Here is an 18,282-nt window from a genome sequence, read left to right as displayed (position 1 = left end):
CTACAGCGCTGTAAACCATGCCGCAGACCGCCACATCACGTCAAGAGGTGACCTTGGAGCCCGGTAGCCTCGCGGTCGTGATCTACGAGCCGATGAGCCGCCGCATGGTCGTTGTCTTCGCGTCGATCGGCGTCGTACTGGCCGTCGCCGGACTCGTCGCCCGACCGGCGAACATCACGGTCGCTGTCGTGCTGTTCCTGGCGGCCGTCGCCGTCCTCGGCCTCGCGGGCTACGGCGTGCTCGACCGGCTGATCGACGGTCGCAAGCGGTCGCGCCGGGCCGCCTGACTACTTGAGGTTCTCGGCCAGCCGGCGAACGCCGCGCTCCGGGCTGGTGAGGATCGGCACGGCGAGCTCGAGGCCTTCGGCCGCCGACGCCATCGACGCTTGCGCGAGGACGACCACATCGCCGTTCGCCGCCTTGATCGCTTCTGACACCAACTCGTCGTGCCGGGCCCGATCGCCCGCGACAGCAGCCTCGAACGCGCCGGCCACGACGACCTCGTCGATCTGCACCTTGCGCCCCTGAATCTCGGCGCGCTCCCGGAGCAGCGCGGCCGTCGGCCGCACCGTGGTGGGCAGCGTCGCGATGACGCTGACGCGATCACCCGCGCGCACCGCCTCGTCGGCCATCGCCTCGTCGACGCGATACACCGGTACGCCGAGACGCTCGGCGAGCGGCGCCGCGTACTGCGAGATCGACGAACACGTGAACATCACCGCTGCGGCTCCGGCCACGACGGCGGCGTCACCCAAGTCCGCCAGGCGCTGCGCCACCTGCTCGGAGGCAACACCGCGGCCCAGGTCGGCCACGATCTTGTCGTCGAGCAGGTTCTGCACCTCGACCCCCGGCAGGTGCTCGGCGGCAAGCGTCGCGAACGTCGGGATGACGACGGCCCCGGTGTGCAGGAAAGCGATGCGCGCCACGACTGCTCCTCACGTTTCAATGCCTGATCACGCTGTCCGGACGGCCGTTGTCGCAGCGCCGCGATGATCAGATTGACACGTTTCAAGGTGTGCGGCAACCGCGCAGGTGTGTCGCACAGGCGTGGGTTCAGGCGGCCAGGCGGAGGTAGTCGAGGTTGAAGCCGCCGGTCTCGCAGTACACCGTGATCTGTTGGTCTCCGGCGGGGAGAGCGATCGGTGCGCTGATCGACTGGTAGTTGCCCCAACCTCCTGTGTCGGGGACGGTGACCTTGGCGAGCACGGTGCCGTTGGCGTCGCGGATCGAGATCGCGTCCTGGGCCGGCGCGCCGGTGCCGTTCGCGACCCGGAGTTCGAGGTTGTAGGCGCCTTGGGCCACATCGACGCGGTACTGGAGCCAGTTCCCCGCCGCGGTCCAGCCGACGTTCTTGCCGCCGCTCGCCGCCGGGTTGCTCTCGATGAAGTTCGCGCCGCCGTCCGTCCAGCCGTGCTGGGCGACGTACGACTCCGCCTCGACCTTCACCCCGACCGGCGCACCGTGCGGCCGGACCGTCACGTGCACCGTGACCTCGTCGTGCGCCGCGCCATCGGTGACGCGGAACTTGAGGTCCTGCTCCCCGGCGACGGTCGGTTGCAGGCTGACCGTCCCGGTGCTCGCATCGAGACTGACGCCGGCCAGCAGCTCCGTCGCGTAGTACGCGAGGCGGTCCTGGTCGCCGTCGGTCGCCCGCAACTGGAACTGGGTGGTCTGGAACTGGTCGGCGACCACGTCCGGAACCGCCCGGAATTGCGGCGCGTGGTTGTGCCGTGCCGACGGAACGTCGCCGTGCCAGCGGTACGTCGCGTACGCGTTGGCCGGAACCGTCACGACGAACGACTTGTCAGCGAGCGTGACGCGGACCTTGCTCGGCGTGGCGTTGGCGTTTCCAACGATCGCTACGAAGTTGTCGCCGCGGTCCTTGAACACCACGTTGCTGATCCCGTTCGCCGTACCGCTCGACTCGACGCGGGTGTGCTCCGGCCCGAGGTACTTCGCGAACTGTCCCATCGCGAAGAGCTCGGACCGCACCGAAAACGTTTTCGTCGTCGTGTCGACCTTCACGAGCCGGTTCGGCCACTTGGTCGTCCGGCCGACCTCGGCCCAGTCGATGTCGTTGTCCCGGGCCGGCGTCCAGTGCAGGGTGCCGCCGTCCTGGTCGGTGGTCTGCGCCCACAGGACGTACGACGACGCGTCGAGCCGGAAATAGTTCAGGACCGTGGCCGGGTTGAGATCGCTGGTTTCCGTCATGTGCACGGGTTTTCCGAACTCCTCGTAGGCGTCCCGCAGCACCGCCGGGTCGCCCCAGTACGGGTGGAACGCGATCGCGTCCGCCGCTTGCCGGGTGGCCGGGTCGTTGAAGATCCGGTAGTAGTTCTTCGTTTCCGTACTGTTCGGGTCGCGCCAGTCCCAGAAGTTGAAGTCGTGCACGTACAGCTCGGTCCGCAGCCCGGCCCGCCGTACCTCACGCTTGATCGCGACGGCGAGTTTCTGCTGCTGCTCGACGCTGATGTCCATCGCCGGGTAGACCACGTCGATCCCCGGTTCGTTGAGCAGCGTCAGCGCGTCGACGGTGATGCCGTACTTCGCATACGCCTGCAGGTACTTCACGTAGTACCTGGCGAACACGTCGATGCGGTCGTCGCGGAGCTTGCCCACCTGGTAGTACGACGTCGTACTGCCGGGCTTGAGCGCGACCTCGCCGGTGAACCGGTTGTTGGTCTTCATCCAGGCCGGCGCGCTCCACGCGGACGCGAAGAACGTGGCGCGCGGGTTGTACTTCTGGATCAGCTTCACGGTGTCGACGATGTGCGCGTCGACGTCCCGCTTGATCGAGAAGTACTTCAGGTCCGGGTCCTCGGTGACGCCGGCCGGCAGTTCGTCGTACGACCAGAACGGCAGGTGCTCGATCAGGTCCGGGCTCCCGATCGTCAGCCGGAACCGGTCGAACCCGGCACCGGTCCGCGGATCCACCAGCAGCCGGACCGCCCGCTCGCGCTCCTGCGGCGTCAGCTTCCACAGGTTCGACACGCTCGTCTCGTCGAGCGAGAACCCGACGCCGGTGTACTTCTGCCGGCTGATGCTCGGATCGACGACCACCGTGGCGTCCGCTGCCCCGGTGTCGTTCCCGACGTACGCCGGAGGCAGCGCCTGCCACGCGTGCTCCGGGCCGCTCGAGTACGTCCCGCTGACCACCGGCCCGCGCTGCGCCACGGCCGAACCGCCGCCGCCCGCGATCCCCGCCGCCACCACCGCTACCGACACCGCGAGCCCAAGAGTCCGCCTCACAAACCCTCCAACGTCGACCGGAAAGCCCTTTCAAGCAGGCCGACTCTAGGTTCGGAAACGCCTCCGCCAACACCCCCTGCCGGTTCCGGAACTGGTTCCGGAACTTTCCGTCAGCGTTCCCGCGCGACGGACCATGCCATCCCTTGCCCGGACCGCAGGCGATGCAGGCTGTAGTCGTGCCCGCCGCGCAACTCCAGGTCCAGTGCGATGGCCTGGTCGCACGAGACATCGGCCGACAGCGTGGCACCGACGCCGAAGGCTTCGGCGCCGAGTTCCACCCGGCCGGACGAGGTCCTCGCGTACGTCGCCCCGTAGGTCGCGATCGCCCCGGTCGTGTCACCGGCCAGCGGATACTCACAGATCACCTCGCCCGCGGGCTCCTGGACGCCCGGCCTCAGCAAGGTCAGCCCAGGTTGTTTGGCAGGCGTCGCGTCGGACGCGACCACCTGGCGAGTCGTCGTGACGACGCGTTCGCCGACCATGACGCGCACGGTCGCGACTGTCACGGTCACCGGCAGGAACACCTGCTTGCTGTCCCCCGCGGACGCCTGGAACTTCCACGTCGACGTGACCCGGAAACTCGACGAGCCGCCCAGCCCGCTGCCGAACAGGGTGACGTTCCAGGCGAGTGCGCGGCCGGCCATCACGTCCTGCGAGAAGGTGGCACTGCACCCGGCCGGCTCCGGAGCCGCGAGCAGGAAGAGCGGAACCCGGACCTCGTGTTCGGTCACGTCGCTGTAGACGAACCGACGCCCGGCCAGGCGATCGAAGAACCGCTGCTTCACCGTCCGCCGTTTGCCGAACGGCGATTCCCAGGCGTCGGCCGGCTCGTCGTAGTTGTCATCGTCGTCCCAGAGCTCCTGCTCCAGCACGTAGGTGATCTCGGCCAACTGCGCCTGGGTCTGCTGACGTTCGCGCAAAATGGCCTTGATCTGCGAGGTCGACAGTTCGAGCGTCGCGAGATCGGCTTCGAGAACGGCGGCGTCCGCGAGGCCGGCCTCGAGCCAATTCCGACGCTCTCCGACTCTGACCTGACCGGTCAACGGCTCGGCCCCGGCGTACAACTCGTCCTCGGCCATCGGCTCCCCTCGTGCCCGCAATCTTTCGAGCGCATTCTGTCAGCAGGGCCGGAAACCGGCGTTCCGCGCGACACTTGAGCAGTACTCGACGAGAGGACGTGTGATGGACGCCGACGCGAAGTTGAGGGTCAAGGACGCTCTGCTGGCGCATCTCGAGGCGCAGCAGCGGGCGACAGGGACGGCGGTGGGGCGCGAGGACTCGGCCGCGCGGCTCGACCCCGACTCGTCGTTCTCGGTCGACGACCAGTCACAGGCGGCCGCGGCCGGCGATCTCGGCGTCCTGTACGAGCAGGTCGAGGAGCGCCAGCACAGCACCGTGACCAACGCGGAAACCATCGACTTCGCGCCCACCAGCGAGATCCGGCCGGGCGCGATCGTCGTCCTCGACGGCGATCACTACGTCGTCGGCGTGGTCAGCTCCCCGTTCGACTGCGACGGCGTCACGTATGAGGGCATGACCACCGGCGCGCCGCTCTACGCCGCGATCAAGGACCTGCACGCGGGCGGCACGTTCACATTCGCGGGGACGGAGCACCGCGTCGACTCGGTGGCCTAGAGTCGGCGCATGCGGCGGAGGACGGGACTGGCGATCGCCGGGGCTGCGCTGCTGGCGTGGGGTGAGTGGCTGAACTGGCGCTGGTCCCGAACCCTCGTAGGCAACAGCGAAGGTGCCACCGAGGCCGTGGTCGTGCTGGGTTTCCGCAACTCGCAGCCGACGGCGAACTTCGTCAACCGCTGGCGGGTCCGCGCCGCAATGCGCTCCGTCGCCGCCGGCCGTGAGCACGACGCCTGCGTGATCTTCAGCGGAGGCGCGACAACTCGTGGCGCGTCGGAGGCTCAGCTGATGGCCGACTATGCGCACACGGTTTCCGCGTTCGGCGGCACCGTGCTGCTGGAGGAGAAGAGCGCGACCACCTGGGAGAACGTCACCAACGTGATACCGCTGCTCGAGGACGTCGATCGGCTCAAGATCGCGTCTCCGGGCCGACGAACGCAGCCCATAATCGCTTCAGTGCAAGGCGACTGACAGCAGCAGCACCGACGCGGTCCGGGCGTGTACGTCGTGGCGCTGCGGCGGGACCGCTACCAGATCGCCCGTCCGCAACTCGGCCTCGGCATCACCCGCCCGAAGCACCACGTCGCCCTCCAAACACATCAACGACGCGTCGCCCGGACTCTGATGCTCGCCCAGCGTCTGGCCGGCGTCCAACGCGATCAGCGTCTGCCGCAAGCGAGCCCCGGCCCGGCCGTACAACGTCGTCGCACTCCGCCCGCTGCCGTTCTCGCCCGCCAGCCCCAGGTGTACCGCCGCCAACTCCTCGACCCGCAAGACCTCCATCACCCGATCGTCCCACCGGCCCGACGAAGACTCCAGCCCTCCCCACCCCGGCGTCCGACCCTGGTCGGAAACGGCTCAGGTCGGCTCGTGCTGGGCCTTCCGGACGATCTTGCGCGCCTGGCGTTCCGGAATGAGCAGGGTCATCAGCACGGTGAGCAGGAAAGCATCACGGCCGTCGGGCGTGTCCGGCGCCGGATGACTGATCTCCGGCACCATCCGGCCCCCGACGCGGACGAACCCGACGCTGCGGAAACACGCTCCGGTCGCGTCGTACTCGTACATCAACGGAAGGGCGGTCGATCGGTCGATGGTCAGTACCACTGCGCGGAACATTCCCATCCGCCAATTCTTTCTTGTCCGCGCCGACCGCGCAGGGACACGCTGCCGCCCTCAACGGCGCCGGCGCTCGAACAACGACCGCCGGCCGGACAGCGCGCGGATCACCTGACTGAGGTCCGTCGCATCCATCAACGGACCGCTGAACGCCCGCGGCTGCCGCGCGGCCAAACCGCGGTAACGCACGACCGACTCGTCGACAGCACGCCGAGCCTCCTTCCACCGATCCACCGCACCGAGCCGCACGCACAACGCCGCGAACCCGAACAACGAGCGCGCGAGATCGGCATCGTGCCCAGAACGCCGCCGCAGCTCCACCGACCGGCCGATCGCGTCGAGCGCCCCGTCCGCCCGCTCGACAGCGGCGTACCGGAAGGCCAGGTTGAAGAGGGCTCTCGCCAGATCTGCGCGGAAAACCTCCGGATCGTTCGCGGCCAGTTGCTCGAAGATCTCCACGGCCGACTCGCACTCACCGAGTGCCTCCGACGGCCGGTCGACCGTGGCCAGCCGGATGCCGAGGTTGTCGAGCGCCTTGGCCAGATCCACGTCGTGCCGCGCCGGATTGTCCGCGGCGAGCCGCCGGAACACTTCGACGGCCTCCCGCCCGGCGGCGAGAGCTTCGTCTGGGCGTTCCACCAGGGCGAGCTGATCGCCGAGGTGGTCGAGTGCCGCGGCCAGCTCGATCTGGTGGGCTGACAGATTGCCCGCGGAGAGACGCCGCAGGATCGCCACGCATTCGGTCGTGACGACCACCGCTTCGTCCGGCTCGCCGAGCTGGCGGTGGCAGACGCCGAGATGGTTGAGACTCTTCGCCAGCTCCGGTTCGAACGTCAGCGGGTTCACGTCGGCGAGCTCTCGCCACAGTGTGACCACGTCCGCGGCGACCGTCGCAGCCTCGTCCCAGCGGCCGACGCCGATGAGACGAAGATGCAGATTGCCCAAGCGCCTGGCCAGGTCAGGCCGATGCCTCGCCGGATCGCTCAGGTCGACAGCGCGGCGTGCGGCAGCCAGCGCGTCGTCCGCCCGGCCGACATCAGCCAACCGGCTGCCCAGGTTGTCCACCGCGAACGCAAGATCCTCCGGAACGGACTCGTGCAGCGCGACCGCCTCCTGCGCCGTCGCGAGTGCTCGCTCCCGTTCACCCGCGGCGGCGAGATTCATACTCAGATTGGTCAGCGCTTCGGCGAGCAGCGGACCGAAGTGCGGGCTCGTGCCGGCCAGCCGACGGAACAACCCTGCCGTACGCTCGCTCGCCGACAGCGCCTCGCGACGACGCCCCAACCGCGTCAACGGCCGCGTGAGACTCCCGAGCGCACCGGCCAGCAACAACTCGTAGCTCGCGGGGTCGTCGGCAGCCACACGTTCGCACAGCGAAGCAGCTTGCTCGCCTGCATCCAGCGCTTCACTGTGTCGCCCTGCGCTGTCGAGCCTGGCGCCGAGCCCCAGCAACAACAGGACCCGATCGGCGTCAGTCGCCGCGTCGGCAAGCCGCAATTCCGTCAGCCGTACGGCGATATCGGCGATCCCGACGTCGAGATCAGGCTGGGACTCCGCGGGCAGATGCGGTTCGATCGCCTCCAGGACCTCCAGGCCGAGCTGGGGAACCGCCGCGATCGCGGACAGCGCCGCACTCCCGGCGAGCACCGCCGTATGAGGTCGCTCGAGCAGCATCGGGAAGAGGTGATCAGGCCCCACATGCGCCCAGCGCGCGGCGGCCGCCGCGAGGAAGATGACCGCCCGCGACGGGTCCGAGGTGTTGTCCAGAACGGCGACCGCGGTGTCGCCTGACCAGTCCTGCGCGGGATAGTCGGCCTGATGACCGGCCATGCTCAAAGCCAGGAAATCCTCGGCCAGCCGGTCCGGGGACAACGGCTCCAGCACGGTTCCCGGCGCCGGCGGATAGCAGACCGCGTGGTCGCCAAGTATCTGTGCCGTCGGCAACGAAAGATCCAGCTTGTCCAGCACCGCGGTCCCGGTCGCGGGCGGCACGGAACCGGTGAGCGCGGCCGTGAACACCGTGCGATTCATGACGTCCGGCGGCGTTCGGTAGTTCGATGCGGCCGGTCCGAGGCGGTGCGCCTGGTCGCCGAACCGCCGCGTCCAGTGCAGCTGCTCACGATCCAGCAGGTAACACGTCAGGCCGGCGACATCGGTCGGCGCGCGCTGTCCGCCCGCATGCGCGTCCACGGCCACGAGCGCCGCCATGTGCAGTGCGAGCGGCAGGCCGAAATCGTCGTGCCCCAAGGGTGGAAGGACAACGGAGTCCGGCTCGTCGATCTCATAGACGGTCGCGTACCCGTCACGCGCGGACCGGAACATCTCCGACCGGGACCCGTCGTTCAGCGGCGGTAGGAGCTGCGCGGAAGTATCCGCATGATAGTCGACCAGCGCCGCCCGCACCGGCGGCCAGCTGTCCAACGTGCGCCCGAGCAGCAGCACCCGCACCGGCACGCCAGGCCTGTGCAGCAAGGCGTTGCTGAAGAGCCAGGTCAGATGGGTCAGCGGCCAGCGGTCGGCGTAATCGACCACCAGCAGTAGCCCGGCAGCGCCGTCGAGCCGCAGGTCTTCCTGCCGGCCCGAGGGCAGCACGGCACCGGGACCGTGTACGGCGACGACAACCTTCCAGCCTGCCGCACGCGACTCGTCCGCGAACCGCGCCGCCAGACGGGACTTCCCCTGCCCGGCCGGACCGTGCAACCAGCGCACCGCCATCCGAGGGATGCTCTGCCGCCACCGATGCAGCTCGGCCAGCTCGTCGACTCGGCCGGTGAACTCCGACACCGCGAAGCGGGCGTTGAGCATCCGGCTCGGCATCTCGCGCAGCCAGTCCGGATCCGGCGCTGGAGCCGGTTCCCAGCTGAGCAAGAGATACAACGGCACACCGTCGCCGAACACGTGCAGATCCGCGCCGACAACGCCGTACCCGACGCCGCTCTCGACGCGGACGACCTGGCGATCCACGATCAGCTCTCGTCGTCGGTCGCCGGCCGGTGCTCGTGGTAGTGCAGATCCCCGCCCTGGACGCCGAACGCGCGCCCACCGTCACGCGCAACGACTTTCTGCACGTACTTCGGCTGGTCGAGGACATGCTGCAAGTCGTCGGCGGCCGACGGATCCGCGCCGAGCAACTCGTCGAGCCTGAGCCGCCACCGCTCGATCAGCTCTTGCTGCACCTGCTCGCGATCGTCCTCGTCGGCCTCCGCGAGCTGCTTGGCATCCGCCTCGAGCTCCGCGAGGACGGCGCCCCGCTCGCCGCGCCGGCCGAACAGCTTGGCGATGCCGTCGCGCGTGACACGCCAGGCATCGGTCGCCATCGCGCCCACCACCGCGGCCCCGCCGGCGGCTGCCAACTCGACCAAACCCACCATCGACCCCTCTCGCCGGCCCGATTCCCACCCCTAGCTCAGCACGTCGTGGGGTGCACGGGTCAGCGGTCCGGCAGGTTGAGGCGCTTCAGGCGCTCGTAGGCGCCGATGATGTGTTTGTCGATGCCGTCCTGGGCGGCCTGCGGATCGCCGAGGGCCAAGGCGTCGCGGAGCTCCTTGTGCTCGCTGTAGCCGACCTCGAGGAAATCCGGGAAACTCGCGTTCCGGGCGCGCAGGAAGACCGTGACCTGCCCGCGGATGGACTCCCACACGCGCTGCACCCGGCCGTGATCGCAGTACGCGTAGATGATGTCGTGGAACTCGAGGTCCAGCCGGACGGCGTCCTCCGGAGCGATCCTCGTGTCGACGCTCTTCATCTGCTCCAGCACGGCGTCCATCTCGGCGAACCCGGCGCCCTGCATCCGCGTGCAGGCGCGGCCGGCGGCCAGTCTCTCGATCGCGCCGCGCAGCGTGTGCACCTCCTCGACGTCGGTCTTGGTCAGCGTGCTGACGAACGCGCCGCGGTGTCGCCGGAGCTCGACGTGCCCCTCTTCCTCGAGCCGGGCCAGCGCCTGCCGGATCGGCCCGCGGCTGACCTTCAGCGCCTCGGCCAGCTCGGTCTCCTTGAGATGCTGACCGGGCTGGAACTTGCCGCCGGTGATCATCTCCCGGAGCACGTCGGTCACCAGGTCACCGAGCGCGCGCTGCGACGGCAGCGACACGACGTCGTCGGGCATCATGCCGACCACCTCCTCCACGCAGTTTCCACGGATCGAACCTTAACCCCAACCGAGGTCTCTCTGTAGATTGTAAACAGTAAGTCATTGACAGTAAATCAAGTGCAAGCGCAGACTCGGAACCTCCCAGCCAGGCAGAGCGGCACCGCGCCGACGCCGATGTCGGCCGACCGTGAGGCAGCCCGATCCCCCCGGGCAGAGAGAGGTCACGACGACGATGACCACCGAAACTGTGGTTCACACCGGACGCACCGCACTCGGCCTGTTCCCGCCGGCCGCTCCCCACGATCCCGTGGCGCCGCACGTCACCGCGGCCGCGATCGACGTTGACGCCGGCGAGGTCCAGGGCCCGCTGGCCCGCGTCTGGGAGAGCTTCGGCTACGACGAGTTCAACTGGACCTACACGCCCACCGGCAAGCGGCTGCTGCAGACCTTCACCGACTTCTCCGGCGGCGGGTACTTCGTCCGGCCGCACTACATGTACTGCTCCGGCAGCGGTTTCGGCATCCCGCACTGGAGCTCGGGCAACGTCTATCACGAAGACGCCGACGGCAATCCGTACTACGACTTCACGCTGCTCGACCAGGCGTACGACGCGATCGTCGGCGCCGGGCATCACCTGCTGGTGGAGCTCGGCTTCACGCCGCGGGATCTGCTGCCGCCCGAGGCCGCCGAGCTGACCGTCGTACCGAGTCCGACGGCGTACACCAGCTACGAGGCCGGCGCGTGGGGATACCCGCCCAGCGACTACGCGAAGTGGGGCGGGCTGATCAGTGCCACCGTCCGGCACTGCATCGACCGGTACGGCGAGGCGGAGGTGAAGACCTGGCTCTGGGAGCTGTGGAACGAGCCGGACATCTTCTACTGGCGCGGCACCCTCGATCAGTACAACGAGCTGTACACCGCGACCGTCGAGGCGATCCGGACCGTGCTGCCCGACGCCAAGGTCGGCGGCCCCGCGGTGACCAGCGGCGGACTCAACTTCCTGCGGGGCTTCCTGGACTACACGTCACGGCGGGGCGAGCCGCTGGACTTCATCTCGTACCACACCAAGGGCTGCCACTTCCCGACCCGCGACTACAAGCCGTTCGACGAGGCGCCGGCCGAGCTGCTCAGCCCGTCCTCGACGAAGATGCTGTACGACCTGCGCGAGTTCAACCGGCTGATCGGCTCGTACGACACGTACGCCGACCTGCCGGTGATCGTCGACGAGTGCGACGCCGCCGTACCGGCGCACTTCGGTCGCTACGACAACCGGAACTACAGCTTCCAGAACACCGAGTACTACCCGGTCTTCCAGGCGAAGCTGATGAAGAAGATCCTCGACCTGAACGCCACGGAGACGGCGCAGGTCGCCTACGCGACCTCGTGGAGCTTCTACTTCGAGGCCGAACGCTACTTCGAGGGCACCCGCTCGTTCCTCACCGCGGGCGGCGTCGAGAAGCCGTTCCTCAACGCGTACCGAATGCTCTCGCTGCTCGGCCGGGACCGCCTGCGCGCGACGTCGGACGCGGCCTGGCAGGTCGGCGAACTCGAGGGCACCGACGGCAGCAGCATGCGCGAGGAGGTCGACGCGCTCGCCTCGCGGTCGGAGGACGGAAGCGTCGCCGTACTGATCTGGCGTCACATCGACGACCAGTGGCAGACCAGCGAGGCCCTGACCTCCGCGACCGTCACCGTGCGGAATCTGCCGGCCGGGTCGTACCGGTTGCGGCATCTGCGGGTCGACGCCGATCACAGCAATGCGTTCACCGTCTGGCAAAAGCTCGGCTCCCCTCAGGACCCGACCGCCGACCAGCTGGCCGCGATCACCAACCGGCAGGGGCTGGAGGAGTTCGAAGGCGAGCGGACGCTCATCGTCGATGGCGACGTCTCCCTGGAGGTCGCGCTGCCGTTGCCGTCGGCATCGTTGCTGATCCTGGAGCCGACGACGTGATCACGCTCAACAACGGCGTACGGATTCCGCAACGCGGCTTCGGCGTCTTCCAGGTGCCGCCGGGCGACACCCAGGCGGCCGTCGAGCAGGCGCTCGAGATCGGCTACCGGCACATCGACACGGCCGCGGCGTACAACAACGAGGCCGGCGTGGGCGCCGCCGTACGGGCGAGCGGCCTGCGCCGCGACGAGCTGTTCGTCACGACGAAGCTCCGCAACGGCGAGCACGGGTACGAGTCGGCGCTGACGGCGTACGACGAAACCCTGCAGCGACTCGGCCTGGACTACGCCGACCTGTATCTCGTGCACTGGCCCAACCCGACCGTGGATCGCTATGTCGACAGTTGGCGTGCGCTGGAGCGGATCTACGCCGATGGACGGGTGCGAGCCATTGGGGTGTCCAACTTCCTTCCCGAGCACCTGGACCGGTTGGCCAAGGAGTCCGAGATCGTCCCGGCGGGCAACCAGATCGAGCTGCATCCGACGTACCAGCAGCGCGAGCTGACCGAGCTGTGCGCCGAGCGGTCGATCGCGGTCACGGCGTACTCGCCGCTCGGCCAGGGCGGCGACCTCGATCATCCCGTGCTGGCGGCGATCGCCGACGCTCACGGGGTGACGCCGGCCCAGGCGATCCTCCGCTGGCACCTGCAGCGCGGACACATCGTCATCCCCAAGTCGGTCAACCCCGAGCGGATCCGGGCCAACTTCGCGCTCGACGGCTTCGAACTGAGCCACGACGAGGTCGCCTCCGTCACGGCGCTGGAGAACGGGAACCGGCTCGGCAGTGACCCGCGCACGTTCGCGATCAGCCAGATCAGGTAGGCCGATCATGTCGATCAGATCCGTCCAACTCACCCGGCGGCAGACCCGCCGCGTCGCAGCCCTCGACCGACCGCGGTTCGGCTGGAAGAAGACCACCTGGATCTGGATCTTCCTGCTGCCGACCACGGTGCTGTACGGGATCTACACCATCTACCCGATCATCGCGAGCTACTGGTACTCGCTGGTCGAGTGGAACGGGTTCGACGCCGACCAGAAGTTCGTCGGCCTGAGCAACTACCGGACGGTCTTCGCGGACCCGTTGTTCTGGAACTCGTTCAAGGTCACGTTGTTGTTCATGCTGCTCGTGGTGCCGGCCCGGGTGCTGCTGACGCTGCTGATCGCGATCGTCCTCAACTCGCCCAAGCTGCCGCTGATCGGCGTACTGCGGTCCGCGTTCTTCATCCCGGTGGTGACCACGACGGCGATCATCGGCGTGGTGATGCGCTTCGTCCTGGATCCGTCCAGCGGACCGGTGAACTCCATCCTGACCAAGCTGGGCGCCGGCGGCATCGACTTCCTCGGCAATCAGCACCTGGCGCTGCCGACGGCCGCGGTCCTGTACATCTGGAAGTTCTTCGGCGTCACGATGATCTACTGGCTGGCCGCGCTGCAGACCATCCCGTACGAGTTGTACGAGGCGGCCCGGATCGACGGGGCCGGCCCGGGGCAGGTCTTCCGGCACATCACCGTACCGATGCTGCGGCCGTTCCTGATCATCATCACCGTACTGACGGTCGAGGAGACGTTCCACAACTTCGACCTGATGTACACGCTGACCGGCGGCGGGCCGTACTTCCACACCGAGATCATCGAGATCTACATCTACCGCTGGGCCTTCGGCGCGTCGATCCCGCAGCCCGGGCAGGCGTCCGCAGCCGCGGTGTTCTTCGGGCTGCTGGTCGCGGTCGTCGGCGCTCTCCAGCTGTGGGGCGTGTACGCCGGCCGCCGGCTGAGAGGAGAGCAGCGATGACCGCTGTCGTCGAACGCACGGACCGGCAACGGCGGATGCTGCGCCGGCTGCCGTGGTGGACCGCCGCGATCTGCCTGGTGGGCATTGCGGTGCTGTGGATCTTCCCGTTCCTGTGGATGCTGTCGGCGTCGCTCAAGGACAACATGGAGATGTTCACCGGCGGCCTGAAGCTGTGGCCCTCGAAGTTCGTCTGGGACAACTACGCGCGGGCGTGGAACGACGCGCACTTCGGCCGGTACCTGATCAACACCGTCGTGGTCACGCTGATCACCGTCGTCCTCGTCACGATCCGCTGCGCGACGGCCGGGTACGTCCTGGCCCGCTACAAGTTCCGCGGGTCCAAGATCTTCCTCGGCGTCCTGGTCGCGACGCTGTTCGTACCGACCGGGTACACGATCATCCCGGTGGTCAAGATCTCGATGCAGCTCGGCCTGATCGACTCGCTGGGCGGGATGATCCTGGCCCTCAGCGGCGGGGCGTACGTGTCCGCGATCCTCATCTACTACGGCTATTTCCGGCAGATCCCGCGGGAGCTCGAGGAGGCCGCTGTCGTCGACGGCGCCGGCTTCGTCCGGACGTTCTTCTCGGTCATGCTGCCGCTGGCGATGCCGGTCACGGCGACGGTCGCCGTGCTCACCTTCATCACCACCTGGAACGCCTTCTTCCTGCCGCTGGTGTTCACATTCAGCCGGCCCGACCTGCGGACCGTGAGCGTCGGCATGCAGGCGTTCGTCGGCGAGACCGCCACCGACTGGTCCGGTATGGCCGCGGCCGGCGTGATCTCGATCGTCCCGGTGGTGGTCCTCTTCATCTTCCTGCAGCGCTACTTCGTCGAGGGAATCTCCGGAGCAGTCAAGTCGTAACTTGTAAGGAGCGGAAACATGCCTGGTATGACACGTCGCAGCCTGCTCGGCGCCTCGGTACTGGCCGTCGCCGGCGCCGCGACCGGATGCAGCAGCAACTCGAGCTCCCAGAGCGGAAGCGCGAACGCCGGCGCCACCGGAACCCTGGACTGGTGGGACCACTTCAGCTCGTTCAAGCATCTCAACGACGGCTGGGCCAAGTCTCAGTCCTCGCCGTTGAAGACCAATGTCGCGCACACGTACTACGACGCGTCCAAAGCGACCCAGGCGTTCCAGCTGGCACATCAGGCCAACAAGATGCCGGACGTCTACTCCAACGTGATCGGGTTGCCGCTCCCCGCGCTGGTCACCGGCAAGTGGGTGCACGAGATGGCGATTCCGGCCGACATCAAGGCCAAGCTGCCGAAGGACGCCTTCACCGAGGGCATCACCCAGCTGGACGGCAAGCTGTACGGATTCCCGATGCTCAGTTTCCGGCAGAGCTCCACGCTGGTCTGGGCGAACAAGGACCACTGGTCCAAGGCCGGGCTCGACCCGGACAACGTGCCGTCGGACTACATGGCGTTCAAAGATGCACTGGGCAAGTTGAAGTCGGCCGGGATCCAGCCGCTCACGCTGGCGATCGGCGCGGACGGCGGCCGCATCCGTGACCAGGTGGACGACATGGCACAGGCCGCCGGCTTCCCCGGGTACCAGGGGCTGCGGTTCGACACCGGCGAGTACGCCTACCACCACGACACCTATGTGGGCGTGATCGAGTTCCTGAAGCAGCTGAACGACGACAAGCTGATCATGCCGGGCTCGAACAACTTCGGCGTCGTCGACGCCCGCACCCGGTACGCGTCCGGCGCGGTCGGGACGTTCATCGACGGGATCTGGTGCGCCGGCGGGTCGAAGGCGCTGGCGCCGACGATCGTCGACAAGCTTGCTTCCGGGCGCATTTTGACGCCGACGTCGGGCATGAACCCCTGGTGCTACCGGGGCCGGCCGTCCTCGACGTACTTCGTCTCCGCGGACAGCAAGAACCCCGACGCGGCCGGGAAACTGATCGCGTCCTTCATGTCCGACGAGTACCAGGCCGGCATGATCGAGGCGATGGACCAGCCGCCGCTGAACCTCGACCTCGTCGCGTCATCGAAGGCCGTCGACGCCTACAAGAAGGGCGTCGAGTTCTGCAAGGACAACGTGTTCCTGATGCCGCAGGCGATCGTGAAGAACCCCGCCATCGCCCGTGTCGACGCACTGCGCAAGCCCGTGACGCCGCACGTCGGCAACATCGTCCAGGGCTACCTGGGCGGATCGATCAAGGACCTCAAGGCCGAACTGAAGAAGCTGAGCGACGCCACCACCGCCGACCGGGCCCAAGCCCTGCAGAAGGCCAAGGCGGCCGGAGCCAAGGTCTCCGAATCCGACTACGTCTTCAGCGACTGGAAGGCCGGCCAGGACTACGGAGCCGCCAAGTGAACCGCACCGCGATCGTCACCGGCGCAGCCTCACCCCGCGGCATCGGCCGCACCACCGCCCTGCTGCTCGCCTCCCAGGGCTGGAACATCGGCCTCCTCGACATCGACCCCTGCGACGACCTCGCCGCCGAGATCGTTGCCACCCACAACGTGAAGGCCTTCGCCGCCACCGCCGACGTCTCCGACGAGACCGCCGTACGCACCGCGATCGACGACCTCGAATCCACCCTCCCACCCCTGGCCGCCCTCGCCAACATCGCCGGCGTCAGCTCCCCTGTCCCCTACCTCGAACTCCCCTCCGCCGAGTGGCACCGAGTCATCAACATCAACCTCAACGGCGTCCACTACGTCACCCACCGAGTCGCCGAGAGCATGGTGACCCACGGCTACGGCCGCATCGTCAGCATCTCCTCCACCTCAGCCCAACGAGGCGGCGGCACCTACAGCAAAACCCCCTACTCAGTAGCGAAAGCCGGCGTCATAGGCCTAACCCGAGCCCTGGCCCGAGAACTAGGCCCATACGGCATCACGGTGAACGCGGTAGCCCCCGGCCCTATAGACACCGACATCATGGGCGGCCCCCTAACCCCCGACCGCCGCACAACCATGGCCGCCGACCTCCTCGTCAACCGAATCGGCGACCCACACGACGTAGCCTCCGCCATCGCGTTCCTGATGTCAGACGACGCCGGCTACATCTCCGGCCACACCCTCAATGTCGACGGCGGCCTATACATGCACTGAAACCAACTCATGGAGCGCATCACGGGTTTCCGGGTCCGGCGAGTAGAGCACCGTCCCCGCCATCCCGCGAGTGAGAAGAACCTTGTAGGTATTGCGAACGAGGCGATCGAAGGTCACGTCATCGGTCGTCTTCCGATTCTTGAAGGCCGGATCCTTGTTGGCATCGCGAACCGCGGCAAACCGCCCGTCCCGCCAGACAAGGTCCGGCCCGAGAATGACACCACTCCAGTCGTACTCGAACCCTTGAGCCGTATAGATACAGCCGACCTGACCGAAGCCGTTCGAATCGGTGGCCCAGAGCGGCGCGGGCGGTGCGTCCCCGACCTTCCGATCACCCTTGACGTTCCAAGGACGAGCCCAGTCCCCGATCCGGACGTCCTCCACCAACGTCTTGTCGGAACGCGCGTCACTCCAGGGCCAGCAATAGCCTGCTGAGATACGTGCCCCGTAGCCGGCCGCGATCTTGTCCTGAAGCAACGCCTCCATAGCCTGAGGGCTGTCGGCAACTCGGACCTCGAACGCGGGATCGCCCGGCCACTGTGCCGGTCCACCCTCCGCGAGACCGAGTAGCCGTTGGACCCATTGCACGTACTCCTCGCTACCGCCGCAGCGGAACTGGGCATCGAGGTCGACCCGATGTACGTCGAAGCCCAGCGCGGCGGCGTACCTGGTGATCTCCTCAGGTGTCCCGAGTTCGCCGGGTTTCACCACCTGGTTCTGATCGAGCAGGAACACCGGAACCCGCGCGGCCGCGATCAGTTCGTCGACCTGCCGTCGCCCGGTGCGGAGAGCTGCCTTGGTGTAGCGGTCGACAGAGGTCTCCCGGATACGGTGAGCTTCGTCGAGGATCAGCACATCCAGGTCGTTGGGCTCCGCTTCCATGAACTGATTGAAGTACTTGAACATCCTCTGCACCCGCGGCTGCCGTTCACCGGCGACCTTACGGAGCGTCTGCGTGAACGACCGTGAGCCGGTCGCATGGAGGACGCTCCGTCCGCGTCGGGCCAGATCGCCGAGCAGGGACAACGCGATCACGCTCTTGCCGCTCCCCGGCCCGCCCGTGACGATGACGACCGACTTGCTGTCACGGCGCCGCGCGCGTTCGACCTCGTGCAGCACGATCGAGTGCGCAAGCTTCTGTTCGGCGACCAGGATGAATTGCTCCCTGCGCTGGACCTCTTCCGCGGCGACCGCGAGCAATTGCTTCGACGGTGCGACCGCGGAGTTGATCAGCTGATCGGCGTACGGGCTCCCTGGAACGTCCGGGTCGAGCCGATCGCGAAGGAACTCGATGAACTCGCCACGGCGTGCGCCGGTGAAGAGCTGACCCTTGCTGTCCTGTGGGTAGTCGTAGAGGTCTCGGACGTCTGCGTCGGCCAC

General features: G+C 67.7%; 18 protein-coding genes. 9 read left to right on the top strand and 9 right to left on the bottom strand.

Annotated features, from left to right (window positions below):
* The first annotated feature begins 77 nt into the window (after nucleotides 1-77).
* Entirely contained in the window at nucleotides 78-287 is a 210-nt protein-coding gene (locus AB0I12_RS35180; protein WP_359938311.1) for a hypothetical protein, read from the top strand.
* Here the strand turns inward: AB0I12_RS35180 and AB0I12_RS35175 are convergent, their stop codons facing one another.
* From AB0I12_RS35175 to AB0I12_RS35165, 3 genes are all read right to left on the bottom strand, one after another.
* A complete protein-coding gene (locus tag AB0I12_RS35175; RefSeq protein ID WP_359938309.1) occupies nucleotides 288-926 on the bottom strand; it encodes an aspartate/glutamate racemase family protein in 639 nt (212 codons plus the stop codon).
* A gap of 127 nt (nucleotides 927-1,053) precedes the next feature.
* The gene (locus AB0I12_RS35170) at nucleotides 1,054-3,249 is read right to left on the bottom strand and encodes a carbohydrate-binding protein (RefSeq protein WP_359938306.1); all 2,196 of its coding nucleotides are present in this window, start codon (nucleotides 3,247-3,249) and stop codon (nucleotides 1,054-1,056) included.
* A 110-nt stretch (nucleotides 3,250-3,359) separates the two neighbouring features.
* A complete protein-coding gene (locus AB0I12_RS35165) occupies nucleotides 3,360-4,328 on the bottom strand; it encodes a hypothetical protein (RefSeq protein WP_359938303.1) in 969 nt (322 codons plus the stop codon).
* Between the two features lie 103 nt (nucleotides 4,329-4,431).
* Between AB0I12_RS35165 and AB0I12_RS35160 the strand changes: the two genes are divergently transcribed.
* Together AB0I12_RS35160 and AB0I12_RS35155 are read left to right on the top strand one after the other, a co-directional pair.
* Complete coding sequence (locus AB0I12_RS35160; protein ID WP_359938300.1) at nucleotides 4,432-4,884, top strand: hypothetical protein; 453 nt, start codon at nucleotides 4,432-4,434, stop codon at nucleotides 4,882-4,884.
* A 9-nt stretch (nucleotides 4,885-4,893) separates the two neighbouring features.
* Complete coding sequence (locus AB0I12_RS35155; protein WP_359938297.1) at nucleotides 4,894-5,355, top strand: YdcF family protein; 462 nt, start codon at nucleotides 4,894-4,896, stop codon at nucleotides 5,353-5,355.
* On the opposite strand, the gene AB0I12_RS35150 is transcribed toward AB0I12_RS35155, so the two are convergent.
* From AB0I12_RS35150 to AB0I12_RS35130, 5 genes are all read right to left on the bottom strand, one after another.
* Nucleotides 5,338-5,667, bottom strand: coding sequence for a cupin domain-containing protein (locus AB0I12_RS35150; RefSeq protein WP_355696001.1), 330 nt, complete (start codon nucleotides 5,665-5,667; stop codon nucleotides 5,338-5,340). The genes AB0I12_RS35155 and AB0I12_RS35150 overlap by 18 nt on opposite strands.
* Nucleotides 5,668-5,742: 75 nt before the next feature.
* Nucleotides 5,743-6,006 (bottom strand): hypothetical protein, encoded by a 264-nt coding sequence (locus AB0I12_RS35145; RefSeq protein WP_359938294.1) that lies wholly within the window; start codon nucleotides 6,004-6,006, stop codon nucleotides 5,743-5,745.
* 51 nt (nucleotides 6,007-6,057) lie between these two features.
* Complete coding sequence (locus tag AB0I12_RS35140) at nucleotides 6,058-8,964, bottom strand: tetratricopeptide repeat protein (RefSeq protein WP_359938291.1); 2,907 nt, start codon at nucleotides 8,962-8,964, stop codon at nucleotides 6,058-6,060.
* A 2-nt stretch (nucleotides 8,965-8,966) separates the two neighbouring features.
* Nucleotides 8,967-9,371, bottom strand: a complete 405-nt coding sequence (locus AB0I12_RS35135) for a hypothetical protein (RefSeq protein WP_359938288.1) — start codon at nucleotides 9,369-9,371, stop codon at nucleotides 8,967-8,969.
* 59 nt (nucleotides 9,372-9,430) lie between these two features.
* Nucleotides 9,431-10,126, bottom strand: coding sequence for a GntR family transcriptional regulator (locus tag AB0I12_RS35130; RefSeq protein WP_359938285.1), 696 nt, complete (start codon nucleotides 10,124-10,126; stop codon nucleotides 9,431-9,433).
* A 196-nt stretch (nucleotides 10,127-10,322) separates the two neighbouring features.
* Between AB0I12_RS35130 and AB0I12_RS35125 the strand changes: the two genes are divergently transcribed.
* The 6 genes from AB0I12_RS35125 to AB0I12_RS35100 are packed head-to-tail and all read left to right on the top strand — an operon-like array spanning nucleotide 10,323 to nucleotide 16,902.
* Nucleotides 10,323-12,041 carry a glycoside hydrolase gene (locus AB0I12_RS35125; RefSeq protein WP_359938282.1) on the top strand — a complete coding sequence of 573 codons (1,719 nt, stop codon included), beginning with the start codon at nucleotides 10,323-10,325 and terminating at the stop codon, nucleotides 12,039-12,041.
* Nucleotides 12,038-12,862, top strand: a complete 825-nt coding sequence (locus AB0I12_RS35120; RefSeq protein WP_359938280.1) for an aldo/keto reductase — start codon at nucleotides 12,038-12,040, stop codon at nucleotides 12,860-12,862. Before AB0I12_RS35125 ends, AB0I12_RS35120 begins: the two co-directional genes overlap by 4 nt.
* Nucleotides 12,863-12,869: 7 nt before the next feature.
* Nucleotides 12,870-13,832, top strand: coding sequence for a sugar ABC transporter permease (locus AB0I12_RS35115; RefSeq protein ID WP_359938277.1), 963 nt, complete (start codon nucleotides 12,870-12,872; stop codon nucleotides 13,830-13,832).
* A complete protein-coding gene (locus AB0I12_RS35110) occupies nucleotides 13,829-14,695 on the top strand; it encodes a carbohydrate ABC transporter permease (RefSeq protein WP_359938275.1) in 867 nt (288 codons plus the stop codon). Before AB0I12_RS35115 ends, AB0I12_RS35110 begins: the two co-directional genes overlap by 4 nt.
* Before the next feature lie 27 nt (nucleotides 14,696-14,722).
* Nucleotides 14,723-16,159, top strand: coding sequence for an ABC transporter substrate-binding protein (locus AB0I12_RS35105; protein ID WP_359938272.1), 1,437 nt, complete (start codon nucleotides 14,723-14,725; stop codon nucleotides 16,157-16,159).
* The gene (locus AB0I12_RS35100) at nucleotides 16,156-16,902 is read left to right on the top strand and encodes an SDR family NAD(P)-dependent oxidoreductase (RefSeq protein WP_359938269.1); all 747 of its coding nucleotides are present in this window, start codon (nucleotides 16,156-16,158) and stop codon (nucleotides 16,900-16,902) included. The genes AB0I12_RS35105 and AB0I12_RS35100 overlap by 4 nt, the downstream gene beginning before the upstream one ends.
* Here the strand turns inward: AB0I12_RS35100 and AB0I12_RS35095 are convergent.
* On the bottom strand, nucleotides 16,888-18,282 hold the full coding sequence (locus tag AB0I12_RS35095; protein WP_359938266.1) for a DUF2075 domain-containing protein: 1,395 nt from the start codon (nucleotides 18,280-18,282) through the stop codon (nucleotides 16,888-16,890). The two genes, AB0I12_RS35100 and AB0I12_RS35095, sit on opposite strands and share 15 nt — an antisense overlap.

The sequence above is a fragment of the Kribbella sp. NPDC050459 genome (assembly GCF_040655315.1).
In the GTDB taxonomy this organism is placed as follows: domain Bacteria; phylum Actinomycetota; class Actinomycetes; order Propionibacteriales; family Kribbellaceae; genus Kribbella.
This window is presented reverse-complemented; position numbering and strand designations above follow the sequence as displayed.